Annotated in this window: 11 protein-coding genes; 6 read left to right on the forward strand and 5 right to left on the reverse strand. The window is 67.2% G+C overall.

What is annotated here, in order from left to right; translation table 11 throughout:
- Positions 1 to 75: 75 nt before the first annotated feature.
- The 4 genes from KBW95_RS20585 to KBW95_RS20600 all read right to left on the reverse strand — a co-directional run bounded on the left by KBW95_RS20585 (position 76) and on the right by KBW95_RS20600 (position 6,166).
- Positions 76 to 1,797 (reverse strand): hypothetical protein, encoded by a 1,722-nt coding sequence (locus KBW95_RS20585; RefSeq protein WP_211523920.1) that lies wholly within the window; start codon positions 1,795 to 1,797, stop codon positions 76 to 78.
- 134 nt (positions 1,798 to 1,931) lie between these two features.
- Positions 1,932 to 3,365 (reverse strand): efflux transporter outer membrane subunit, encoded by a 1,434-nt coding sequence (locus KBW95_RS20590; RefSeq protein ID WP_211529198.1) that lies wholly within the window; start codon positions 3,363 to 3,365, stop codon positions 1,932 to 1,934.
- A gap of 17 nt (positions 3,366 to 3,382) precedes the next feature.
- The gene (locus KBW95_RS20595) at positions 3,383 to 4,996 is read right to left on the reverse strand and encodes a DHA2 family efflux MFS transporter permease subunit (protein ID WP_211529199.1); all 1,614 of its coding nucleotides are present in this window, start codon (positions 4,994 to 4,996) and stop codon (positions 3,383 to 3,385) included.
- A 9-nt stretch (positions 4,997 to 5,005) separates the two neighbouring features.
- On the reverse strand, positions 5,006 to 6,166 hold the full coding sequence (locus KBW95_RS20600; RefSeq protein ID WP_211527109.1) for an HlyD family secretion protein: 1,161 nt from the start codon (positions 6,164 to 6,166) through the stop codon (positions 5,006 to 5,008).
- 177 nt (positions 6,167 to 6,343) lie between these two features.
- Between KBW95_RS20600 and KBW95_RS20605 the strand changes: the two genes are divergently transcribed.
- Together KBW95_RS20605 and KBW95_RS20610 are read left to right on the forward strand one after the other, a co-directional pair.
- A complete protein-coding gene (locus KBW95_RS20605; RefSeq protein WP_373888835.1) occupies positions 6,344 to 6,937 on the forward strand; it encodes a TetR/AcrR family transcriptional regulator in 594 nt (197 codons plus the stop codon).
- Positions 6,938 to 7,056: 119 nt separating this feature from the next.
- Positions 7,057 to 7,242: a hypothetical protein gene (locus KBW95_RS20610; RefSeq protein ID WP_211527111.1), complete on the forward strand. Its 186-nt coding sequence runs from the start codon at positions 7,057 to 7,059 to the stop codon at positions 7,240 to 7,242.
- A 101-nt stretch (positions 7,243 to 7,343) separates the two neighbouring features.
- Here the strand turns inward: KBW95_RS20610 and KBW95_RS20615 are convergent, their stop codons facing one another.
- Positions 7,344 to 7,664 carry a hypothetical protein gene (locus KBW95_RS20615; protein ID WP_211529200.1) on the reverse strand — a complete coding sequence of 107 codons (321 nt, stop codon included), beginning with the start codon at positions 7,662 to 7,664 and terminating at the stop codon, positions 7,344 to 7,346.
- A 223-nt stretch (positions 7,665 to 7,887) separates the two neighbouring features.
- Between KBW95_RS20615 and KBW95_RS20620 the strand changes: the two genes are divergently transcribed.
- Genes KBW95_RS20620 through KBW95_RS20635 form a run of 4 tightly spaced genes read left to right on the forward strand, consistent with a single transcriptional unit; the run spans position 7,888 to position 11,690 of the window.
- Entirely contained in the window at positions 7,888 to 8,304 is a 417-nt protein-coding gene (locus tag KBW95_RS20620; protein ID WP_211527113.1) for a DUF2141 domain-containing protein, read from the forward strand.
- A gap of 4 nt (positions 8,305 to 8,308) precedes the next feature.
- Positions 8,309 to 9,793 carry a carotenoid oxygenase family protein gene (locus tag KBW95_RS20625; RefSeq protein WP_211527114.1) on the forward strand — a complete coding sequence of 495 codons (1,485 nt, stop codon included), beginning with the start codon at positions 8,309 to 8,311 and terminating at the stop codon, positions 9,791 to 9,793.
- Complete coding sequence (locus tag KBW95_RS20630; protein ID WP_211527115.1) at positions 9,790 to 10,953, forward strand: sensor histidine kinase; 1,164 nt, start codon at positions 9,790 to 9,792, stop codon at positions 10,951 to 10,953. The genes KBW95_RS20625 and KBW95_RS20630 overlap by 4 nt, the downstream gene beginning before the upstream one ends.
- 20 nt (positions 10,954 to 10,973) lie before the next feature.
- Positions 10,974 to 11,690 (forward strand): LytTR family DNA-binding domain-containing protein, encoded by a 717-nt coding sequence (locus tag KBW95_RS20635; RefSeq protein ID WP_229429916.1) that lies wholly within the window; start codon positions 10,974 to 10,976, stop codon positions 11,688 to 11,690.
- Positions 11,691 to 11,794: the final 104 nt, after the last annotated feature.

The raw sequence follows: 11,794 nt of genomic DNA on the forward strand, positions 1-11,794 counted from the left end.
GTTGTAATGACGCCAATCGCCCGAGCGCTTGTGGACACCGCGCCACAGCGCGGCGTCCACCAGGTGCTGCGCGCTTTACTTTTTCGTCAAGCCCGCCGCTGTCACGAAGGCCGGTCGGATGTCGTTCGGCACCGACTTGAGCTTGTCGAGCGCCTTGCGCACTTCCGGACGGATCACGACGTACTTGTCCATCATCTGGCGGGCCGCGGCATAGTCGCCGGTCGCCTCGATGGTCAGGAAGTCGCGGTCCAGGTCGGCCACGGCGGCCTTAATCTTCTTGAAGTCGACCGAGAAGGTGCCGTCCGGGTGGGCGACGAAGGCGCCCTTGTCGAGCAGGTAGTTCATCTGGATCGCCATGCCGCGCGCGTGCGAGGAGGTCAGGCCGAAGTGCAGGGTGCGGAAGGCGGAGGCCAGGAAGGTGTTGTACAGCTTGCGCTCGGCCGCCTCGCCCTGCCCCAGGGTGTCTTTCAGCAGGCCCTTGTCCATCATGTAGCCCAGCGCCCACAGGCCGGTGATGTCGGCCTTGGCTTCCTCGATGGTCGAGTAGGTGTCCTTCAGGTCCTGGCGCGGGGTCGAGTCCTTGCCGTCCTTCTTCGTGTGGTGCGGTCCCAGGCCGTGCATGATCTCGTGGGCCAGGATGTGGGTGAAGAAGGATTCGAAATCCAGGTCCTTCTGGTCCTGCGCCCGCAATACCTGCTTGCTGATCGGGGTCAGGGTCGATCTGAACTTGGCCTGCTGTACGTTCTTGAGCATCACGCGCTTGGAGCCGCGCTCGCGGATCACGCGCTCGTCGTTGGGCAGGTTGTAGGCGGCGGTCTGCACGCCCATGTTGCCGTCGCCCGCGCCATAGACCTCGTTCACCACCACCATCGGCGCGATCGCGCCCACCTTCGGATTGCGGTAGCGCTTGTCGAGCGGGAGGTTGTCTTCCAGCTCCTGCAGGTGCTTGCCGAAGAAGTTCAGCTTGGCCGTTTCCTGCGGATCGCGGATGCTGACATAGGCTTCGAAGGCGGCCTTGTAGCCGAACAGCTCGTCGTTATAGGTCTCGTAGGGCCCGATGGTGACGTCGACCGGCGAATCCAGGTCCATCCAGGCGAAATCCGACGCCAGGTAGTCGTTCGACAGGAAGGCGTCGGCGCGCAAGGTCAGGAATTTCTTGAGCGAGGCGTTGTCGGTGGCGGCGGCCGCTTCGCGCAGCAGCTTGGCCAGCAGTTCCAGCTCCGGACGGTATTCGTCCGAATACTTCACGGTGCGGAAACCGCCGTCCCTGTCGCTGCGGATCACGGTGAAGAACCACTGGGCCTGCTGCTTGTCCTCGGCATTCAGTCCATTCATCCAGCTTTCGAGGGCGGCCTTGGTGGCCCCTTCCGGATAGAAGTTGGCGCCTTCCGGCTTCTTGGCCGGGATCTTGATGCCCGCGTACTCGGCCGGCATGAAGGAGCGGTTGTCGTCCAGGCCCGACCACGGGCCCTTGTTGAGCCAGAAGGCTTCCAGGCGCGCGCGGCCCAGCGGCGTCGTGTCCTTGCGCAGCGCGGCGTGCAGGGCCTCGTTGCCGGCCCAGCGCTGGCGCAGCTGGAGGGTGTCGACGATCTTGGCGGCATCGATCAGCTTGGCGATGGCGACGCGGTCGCCCTTGGACAGCTTCGATACGTCGGCGCGCAGCTCGGCCGGGGCGAAGCGCTTGCTCATGGCCTGCAGTTGTTCCGCGGTGGCCGGGCCCGTGGCCTGTTGAGCCTGGGCGTTGAAGGCGGCGCCGACGGCTGCGGCGAGCACGAGTGGTGCGAGGAGATTCTTCATGGTCTCTTATGGTTGTGTTGGCAACCGGACCATTGTAAACCGCAAGGGATAAGGAAAGATGAATTATCAGGTATGCATAAGATGGTTGAACGCGGCGGCGGGAAACCCGCCGACGCGTTCAACCGGCCTATGCTCTAGCGGACGGTCGCCAGCGCGGGCCCCTGCTCCCAGCCGCCCCCGATGGCGCGCGCCACGGCCACGGTGGCCAGCAGGCGCTGGGTGCGGATCTGCGCGGCAGCCCGGTCCGCCGCCAGCGCGCTGCGCTGGGCGTCGGTCACGTCCAGGTAGGTCGACACGCCGCGCTCATAGCGCGCCTGCGCCACCAGCAGCGCGCGGCTGGCCGCCTGCTGCGACTGGGCCTGGACCTCGCCCTGCTTCTGGCGCTGCTCCACGTCCGACAGCGCATCCTCGACTTCGCGCAGCGCCGTGAGCAGCTTGCCCTGGTGGCTGGCCACCGCTTCCTCGTAGCGCGCCTTGGACAGCGCCAGGTTGGAGCGGTTGCGGCCCGCGTCGAAGATCGGCAGCGACAGCGCCAGCGGACCGGCCGAGAACTGGCGCGCGCCGCCGCTGGCCAGGTCGCGCAGGTGCTCGGAAGCGAAACCGAAGTTACCGGTCAGCGACAGCGAGGGATAGAAGGCGCCTTCCGCCACGCCCACCTGGGCATTGGCCGCGCGCAGCTGGGCCACGCTGGCCGCCAGGTCCGGGCGCTGGCCCACCAGGCTGGCCGGCAGGCCGACCGGGATGCCTGGCGGCTGCGGCAGCGCGGCGTTTGACGCCTGCATGAGCGGCGCGCTCGGCGAGGCGCCGACCAGGGTGGCCAGCGCGTGTTCGACCAGGTTGCGCTGGCGCTGCACTTCGTGCAGGTCGGCCTCGGCGTTGGCGCGTTCGATGCGGGCGCGCGAGACATCCAGCTCGTTCGACAGGCCGGCCTTGAAGCGCGCCTCGACCAGTTCCTGGGCCTCGCGCCGGGTGTCCAGCGCGCCGCGCAGGATCGCCAGCTCGGTGTCCAGGCCGCGCAGCTGCCAGTACGAGGACGCCACCTGGCTCGACAGCAGCAGGATCACGCCGTCACGGTCATCCTGGGCCGCCAGCGCCTGCGCGTCGGCCGCTTCGACCACGCGGCGCACGCGGCCCCACAGGTCCAGCTCATACGACAGCGAAGCGCCGACGCTGAAGTTGTTGCCCTCGATCGAACGGCGGCCGAGCGCGATGCCCTGCGAAGTCTCGGACGAGGTGCGCGAGTTCGAGATGCCGGCGCCGACGGCGACCGTGGGCGCCTGTCCGACGCGCACCACGCCCAGCTGGGCCTGGGCCTGCAGCAGGCGCTGCGCGGCGGCCTGCACGCCCGGGTTGTCGCGCAGGGCGCGCTGCTCCAGGCTGTCGAGCGTGGCGTCGCCGAACACGGTCCACCAGCTGGCGGGCAGGCGCGCGCTGTCGCCGCCGGCTGCCGCGTGGCGGAAGGCCGCGTCGCCTGGCGCGGCCGGGGCCTTGAAGTCGGGACCGACAGTGGTGCAGCCTGCCAGCAGCAGCGAGGCGGCGATCATGGTAAGTGCGAATGGCTTCTTCATGTTCTCTGCTTTCGTATTCAATGTGCACCCGAGGCGCCGCCCGGCGACTTGACCTTGTCGGCCATCCAGATCGCCGCGATGCAGCCGATCAGCACCAGGCCGATGATCAGGAAGCCGTCGTTGTAGGCCATCACATAGGATTCGCGCCGCACGATGCGGTCGATCACGGCGAGCGCCTGGCTGGCGGCGGTGGCCGGGTCCATGCCGTTGGCGATGAAGCCCTGGGTCAGCTGTTCCAGGCGCTGCTGGGTCGCCGGCGCGTAGTTCGACACCGCCTCGCCCAGGCGCGCCGAGTGGAAGTGCTCGCGGTTGGTCAGCGAGGTGGCCAGCAGCGCGATGCCGATCGAGCCGCCCAGGTTGCGGGTCATGTTGAACAGGCTCGAGGCCGAAGGCATGTCGCGCGGCGGCAGGCCTGACATGGCGAAGTTCGACAGGGTCAGCATCACGAAGGGCTGGCCGATGGCGCGCACGATCTGGGTCAGCATCAGCTGGTCGTAGCCGGTGCTCGCGTCCATGAAGGCGTTCATCAGGCAGGAGCCGCCGAACAGCAGCAGGCCGAAGGAGCACAGGATGCGGTTGTCGACCTTGGAGGACAGCGCCGCCGCGAAAGGCATCACGAACAGCTGCGGCAGGCCGACCCAGGCGATCACTTCGCCGATCTGCATCGGCGTATAGCCGGCGATCTGGCCCAGGTAGAGCGGCAGCAGGAACGAGGAGCCGTACAGGCCCATGCCGGTCACGGCCGACAGCGTGGTCGCGACCAGGAAGTTGCGCTGCCCGTACAGGGCCAGGTTCACGAAAGGATCGGGACGCGAGAAGCTCACCGCCACCCAGCCCAGGATGCCGGTCAAGGACAGCGCGGCGAAGGTCACGATGAACTCGGACTCGAACCAGTCCTTCGAGTTGCCCTCTTCCAGGAAGATGGTCAGGCAGGCCAGGCCCATCGCCATCAGGCCGATGCCGAGCCAGTCGGCGTTGACCAGGGTCCTGAGGTTCGCTTTTTCCTTGTCCAGGCCATACATCAGGCCGGCGATCAGGAGCACGCCCGGCACCCAGTTGATGTAGAAGATCGAGGGCCAGCCGTACAGCTCGGACAGGTAGCCGCCCAGGGTCGGCCCCATGGCCGGCGCCAGGGTCGCGGTCAGGCCGAAGATCGCCATGCCGACCGCGCGCTTGTTGGCGGGCAGGCGGGTGATCACGAGGGTCATCGCCATCGGGATCAGGGCGCCGCCGGTGAAGCCCTGCAGCATGCGGAACACGATCATGCTCTCGAGGTTCCAGGCCGCCCCGCACAGGGTCGAGAACAGCAGGAACAAGGCGGTCGTGCCCATCATGTAGTTGCGCACGCCGAAGGCGCGCGTGAGCAGCGCGGTCATCGGGATCACGACGATCTCGGCGCACAGGTAGGCGGTCGAGATCCAGGAACCCTCCTCCTGCGTGGCCGACAAGGTGCCGAGGATGTCGCGCAGCGAGGAGTTGGTGATCTGGATGTCGAGCACCGCCATGAAGGCGCCCAGCATCCCGGCGGCGACCGCGACCCAGGTGCGGGCGTCGACGCGCGCGCCGACCGGCGGCGAGTAAGGCGTGGCGGGAGCGCCGCCCGCGGTCGCGGGCTTGCTCAGGGAAGTCATGGCGCTTCCTTAGTGCGCCGCGGAGGCGGTTTGGGTGTGTGCGGCCTTCTGGCCCAGTTCGACCTCGGCCACCACCGACATGCCCGGCACCAGGCGGCCGGCGTACTTCTTCATGTCCTGCGGATCGAGGGTGATCTTGACCGGCACGCGCTGCACGACCTTGGTGAAGTTGCCGGTCGCGTTATCGGCCGGCAGCAGCGCGAACTGGTTGCCCGAGGCCGGCGAGAAGCTGTCCACGCGGCCGACCAGTTCCTTGCCCGGCAGCGCATCGACTTCCAGGTGTACCTGCTGGCCCGGCTCCAGGCCGGCCAGCTGGGTTTCCTTGAAGTTGGCGACGACCCAGACATTGTCCTCGACCACGGCCAGCAGCTGCTGGCCCGGCTGCACGCGCGCGCCCACTTCGATGCTGCGCTTGCCGACGCGGCCCGCCACCGGGGCCACGATGCGGTTGTAGGCCATCTGCTGGCGCGCGTCCTTGAGCTGGGCTTCCAGCACCTTGACCTGGGCCTTGAGCACGTCGCGCGCGGCATCGGCGGAGGCCACCTGGGCCTGGGCCGCGCTGGCGCTCTCGCGGCGCGCGGCCACGTCGGCCACCGCGCCGGCGCGGGCGGCGCTGGAGGCGTCCACCTCGGCCTTCGAAACCGCCTTCATGGTCTCGTTGTACAGCTGGCCGAAGCGCTCGGCATCCTGGCGCGCACGCACCAGCTGGGCCTCGGCCTGCTTGACCTGGGCGCCGGCCGCGGCCGCCTGGGCGCGCACCTGCGCGACTTGCGCGCCGGCTTGTTCGATCTGCTGCTGCACGCTGGCGATCTGGGCTTCGATCTGCTCGACGCGCACGGCGTGGTCGGCCGGATCCAGCTCGGCGATCACGTCGCCCGCCTTGACCATCTGGTTATCGTCCACCAGCACGCGGGTGACCACGCCGGCCACGCGTGCCGACACCGGGTGCACGCGGCCGGTGACGTAGGCGTTCTCGGTCTCCACGAAGTGCTGGCTCTTGTACCACATGCGTCCACCCGCCCCGAGGGCCGCCAGCGCGATCAGCCCGACCACGGTCAGCACGCGCTTGTTCGGCGGCGCCTTGGCAGGGGCCGACGGCGGGACGGGTGCGGCGGGGTTGGATGCGGCTGCGGCTGGCTTGTGCTCGGCCGGGGTGTGCGCTTCTGCCATGGAGTACTCCGAAGAAATGAAATGGGTTATGCGCATTATTTTCCACTCCGCGCCGGAAGTCAAGAAATGAAACGGTTGCATTTCATTAGAGTTTCCTCTAAAGTCCGCTTCATGAGCAAACCGATGTCCCCTCACACCTGCGGCGTCAAATCAGCCGGCCGGCCGAAAGCGTCGGAGGTGGAAGCACGTACCCAGGAACTGATCCAGGCCGCAGCCGGCCTGTTCCTCAAGCATGGCTATACCAAGGTGAGCCTGGAGGCGATCGCGCGCGAGGCGCGGGTGGCGGTGCGCACCATCTACGTGAAATTCGGCGGCAAGGCGGGCCTGCTCAAGGCCGCGCTGGCTTCGCGACGCGAGCGCTTCTTCCCTGCCGGCAGCATGGAAGACGACACGCGTCCCATACGCGAGGTGCTGGACGACTTCGCCCGTGTGTTTTCCGTGCTGCTGTGCGAGCCGGAAGCCGTGGCCCTGCAGCGCGTGGTGATCGCGGAATCGGCCAGCAATCCGGAACTGGCGGAAGCCTTCTACGACGCCGGGCCGCGCCTGACGCGCGAGATGCTGGACCGTTATTTTTCCCGGCTAGAGGTGCGCGCGCAATTACGCGAAGGCCTGCCCTACGAGCTGCTGCCGGCCTACCTGATCGGCTGCATCAGCGGCGATCCGATCGGCCGCTTCCTGTTCCCTGAACAGGAACCCTGTGGCGAGGAAGCGCAGCGCCTGCTGAGTCAGCGCATGGAACTGTTTTATCGTAGTATTCTCAAGAGTCCATAAGGCAAGATTGTGCGTCATCGCACCGACCCGCCTCTGCCTTGTGTGAGACCCTGAAGGCCTTTACAGGAGGATGTCATGAATACTAACAACACAACAGCGGCGCACCGCGAGGAGGCAGCATGAGTAAGTCTTCCCGTTACGAATGGCGTGACCAGCAGGCGTCGCTGCAAGAACGCATGAAGTGCTTTATCGAAAATCCCGGCAATGAACAGCTCGAAGCCGTCGTTGCCGAAATGCGTGCCTACGCGGCTGCTGCGCAGTCGGGGGCAATCGATATTCCGCAGCGCTTCGTCAGCTTCGGCTGAGCAGGCGTAGGGTCGCAAAAAACCGTCCAGTATTTACTGGGCGGTTTTTTTTCGTCTGCTTGTTTCTGCAGGCGCTGGTTGAACTACGCAAACCACTAACTTCAAACCGTCGCCACCGGCACCGGCGTCGCCGACCCCAAATCCTCCATGTCATACACCCGCGTCAAGCAATGCACCGTGCGTGACGCCCGGTGCCGCTCGTGGATCTCGCGGGTCACCACCTCCACCCTCCTCGGGCGCAGCGCCACCTGGCGCGGATCGATGGCGTCCTGCCCGTGATCTTCGAAACGGGCCGCCAACTGCTGGGAAATGGTGCCGTGCACGGTCCCGGGTTCGCCGCGGATCGTGGTCTTGAGTTCGAAGCAGCGGGATTCGGGCAGCACGAAGACCGTGCCGATGTATTCATTGCCGTGTTCGTCCATGTCAGCCTCCTGAGCCAGACGCGACCGCGGCAAAGGAATTGCCGCCTCATGCCGCCATCATAACGATTCGCCAGCCGGCGGCAACCGGCGCACGCTTGGGTCATGACATTTCGCGCCGTTAAGCTGCAACTCGCGCCGTCCGGGCCCCGGCTCGTCGCACGCCCCCGCACGCGCGCATCCGGGCCGCTACAGTGCCTCCATCAACCAACGAATGGAGACACCAATGACCCTCATCCGCACCGCTGCCTGCTGCAGTCTCTTCCTGATGTCCGCCGCCGCCCAGGCCGGCGACCTGGCGATCCGCATCGACGACGTCAAATCCTCCGAAGGCAGCATCATGGTGGCGCTCTTCGATTCCGCCGACAGCTTCCTGAAACGCCCTGCCAAGGTAGCGCGCGTGCCGGCCAGCGCCGGTACGGTGAATGTGCTGATCAAGGACGTGCCGGAAGGAGAGTTCGGCTTCAGCCTGTTCCATGACGCCAACGGCAACGGCAAGATGGACCGCAACCTGGTCGGTATCCCGACCGAGGACTATGCCTTCAGCAACAATGCCCTCGGCAAGATGGGCCCGCCATCCTTCGAGCAGGTGAAGTTCGCCATTCCCGCCGCCGGCACGGCCACCACCATTTCGCTGCGCTAAGGCCATGAACCGCCGCCGCTTTCTCGAATCCGGACTCGGCCTGGCCGCCCTGGCGCTCACGGGCGCCGCCCGCGCCGATGCGGAAACCTACCGCCGCTTTCACGCCGCCCTCGCCCGCCAGCCGGCTTTGGCCGTGTATGCCGACACGGTCGGCAGCCAGGCCGGCCAGGCGGTGATCAGCGGACGGCTTCCCGCCGACCTGCAGGGCAGCTTTTACCGTAACGGCCCTGGCCGCTTCGAACTCGGCGGCGAGCGTTACCAACACTGGTTCGATGGCGACGGCTTCGCCCAGCGCTGGACCATCGCCGGCGGCCGCGTGAGCCACCGGGGCCGCTTCGTCGAAACCTGCCGCTACCTCGATGAAACCCAGGCTGGGCAGTTCCTCTACCCCTCGTTCGGCACCCACTTGGCGCGCCGGGGCTTTCGCGACAACGACACCCTGAACGCCGCCAATACCAACCTGCTGCCCTTCAATGGCCGCGTGTACGCGCTGTGGGAAGGCGGGTCGGCCACCGAAGTCGATCCGGACACCCTGGCCACGGTGGGCCTCAAGACCTGGCGCGATGACTTGCGCGCGATGCCCTTCTCGGCCCATCCCAAGCTGGATCCCCAGGGCGGCATGTGGAACTTCGGCGCCCTGCCCGGCTCGGGCCGCATTGCCCTGTACCAGATCGGAAGCGACGGCCAGGTCTTGCGCACGGGCGTGATCGAGGTGCCCCGGCAAGCCATGGTGCACGACTTCGCTGTCAGCGCGAGCCACCTGATCTTCCTGGTGCCGCCCTACGATCTGCAGCCCGGCAACAGCATGAGCTTCGCCGAGCGCCACCGCTGGGCCGGCGACGGTCCCTCGGCCCGTCCGCTGCGCGTGGTCGTGGTGTCGAAAGACAGCTTAACCGTGCGCAAGGTGTTCGAGCTGCCGCCGCAGATGGTGTTCCACTTCGGGAACGCCTGGGAAGACGGCGCCTGCACCCGCTTCGACGTGGTGCTGCATGCGGGCGACGTGCTGGCCGAGCTGGGCGGCCTGATGGCCGGCGAGCGCCCCGCCAGCCTGCAGTCCCGTAGCGAAGCGGTGCAGGTCTGCCTCGACTATGCGGCCGGCCAGGCGCGCACCAGCCGCCTGTTCGGGCCCAGTGAATTCCCGCGCGTGGCGCCGCAGGTGGTCGGCAGCCGCCACCGCCGCCTGGTCCTGCTCGGCGACGGCGGCGAGGCCGTGCTGTCGAGCGTCAACCTGGTGGACACGGACACGGGCACGGTGGACAGCTACCGCTTCGGCGCCGGCTGGCAGGTGGAAGAGCACGTCCTGGTCCCGCGCCGTCATGCACGCTCCGAAACCGACGGCTACCTGGTCGGCGTGGCGCAGGACCTGCGCAAAGGCGTGGGCGTGCTGACCGTGTTCGATGCGGCGCGGGTCAGCGCCGGGCCGCTGGCGCTGGCGAGGCTGCCCTATCGCACGCCGCACTGCTTTCATGGTAATTTCTTGTCCGCATGATCACTACCCAAGAACCTGCCGCCGCCAACCTGGCCCGCGAGCGCGGCCACCATCCGCTGGAACTGATTCCGCTGTTCCGGCGCTGGCCGCCTTCGCTCCTGCGCAACCTGCTCTATACGGCGATCTGGAGCAGCGCGCTCGCGCTCGTGCTGACCGTGCTGCAGAAACTGATGGGCCGCTCGGGCATGTCCTTCGCGCGGCTGCTGTTCGCCACCCTGGTCATCAGCAACCTGATCGGCTTCATGATCCACGGGATGCTGGAGCTCCTCGAACGTAACTTCCCGCGCGATAAGCTGTGGCGCTTCCGTGCAGCCCAGGTGCTGGCGATCGCGCTGGCCAGCGTGATCGGCATCCCCTTCGGCAATGCGCTGGTCGTCGGCAGGAGCCCGCTGCGCTTTTTCCAGTACACCGACACCCTGACCTTCCTGCTGGCCTTCGCCCTGATCACGGCGGCATTGATGGTCATGGTGCTGTCCGCTGGCGAACGGCGCATGCGGCGCGCGGCCGAGATGGCGCGGCAGCAGGAACAGATCGCCGCCGCCGGCCGCTTGGTGGCCGAGGCGCGCCTGCGCGCGCTGCAGGCGCAGATCGAACCGCACTTCCTCTACAACACCCTGGCCAACGTAGTCAGCCTGATCGACAGCCAGCCGGCGCAGGCGCGCCGCATGCTGGAGCGCTTCATCGACTACCTGCGCGCCAGCCTGGCGGCCAGCCGCGCCGAGCATGCGACCGTGGGCAGTGAACTCGACTTGGCCGGTGCCTACCTCGACGTGCTGGACGTGCGCATGGCCGGGCGCCTGCGCTGGCGGATCGAGGCCGAGCCTTCGGTGCGCGCCCTGCCGATGACGCCGATGCTGCTGCAGCCGCTGGTGGAGAACGCGATCATGCACGGCATCGAGCCCAAGCTGGACGGCGGCGAGATCGTCATCCGTGCGCGCCTGGACGGCGGCATGCTGTGCGTCGAAGTGGCCGACAGCGGCCTCGGACTGCGCTTGGCGCCGCCGCGTCCCGGCGGCGGCTTGGGGCTGGCGAACCTGCGGGAGCGGCTGCGCCAGCTCGGCGGCCAGGTCCAGCTGATTGAAAACCCGGAGGGCGGCGTGACCGCGCGCCTGCTGCTCCCTTCTCCGACGGTGACATCATCGACCATCCCCGCGCCCTGATCGCAGACGACGAACCGCATCTGCTCGACTACCTCGCTTCCCAACTGGCCATAGCCTGGCCGGAGCTGCGCGTCACGCGCGCCGCCAACGGCATACAGGCCCTGGAACTGATCGACGAACTGGCGCCGGACGTGGTGTTCCTCGACATCCAGATGCCGGGGCTGACCGGGATCGAGCTGGCGGCCCGCCTGTGCACTGGGCCGAAGCCGCCGAGGGTGGTTTTCACGACGGCGTATGAGCATTACACCTTGCAGGCATTCGAGCATGCGGCCTTCGATTACCTGCTCAAGCCGATCGGGCTGGAGCGGCTGCAGCGGACGGTGGATCGGCTCAAGCAGGCCCTGCCTACGCCGGTTCCGGCGGCGGATGCGCTGCAGGCGCTGCTGCGCCAGATCGGCGTCGGGACGCCCGCGCCTTTGCAGTGGATCCGGGCGGCGCATGGGCAGGAGACGCGGCTGATTTCCATCGACGAGGTGATTTACTTTCAGAGCAACGACAAGTACACCAGCGTGTTCCTGGCGGATGGGGAGAGCTTGATCCGGACGCCGCTCAGCAAGTTAAAGGAGCAGCTCGATCCGCAGCGGTTCTGGCAGATTCATCGCGGGGTCATTGTCGCGGCGAAGCATGTGGCCGGGACGAGGACGGATTTTCGCGGGAGGTTGCTGGTGCGGCTCAAGGGGCGGGAGGAGCAGCTGGTGGTGAGCAGGAATTATGTGGAGTTGTTCAGGCAGATGTAGCTGGCGTTTCTGTTCTCACTGCTCTGCGAACTTGGATTCCGGCCGAGGGGGACCTAAGTCCGCACCGCAGCCGGCAACGCATAAAAAAACGGGACCAAAGAGGC

Source organism: Massilia sp. ZL223, assembly GCF_018119395.1.
In the GTDB taxonomy this organism is placed as follows: domain Bacteria; phylum Pseudomonadota; class Gammaproteobacteria; order Burkholderiales; family Burkholderiaceae_D; genus Telluria.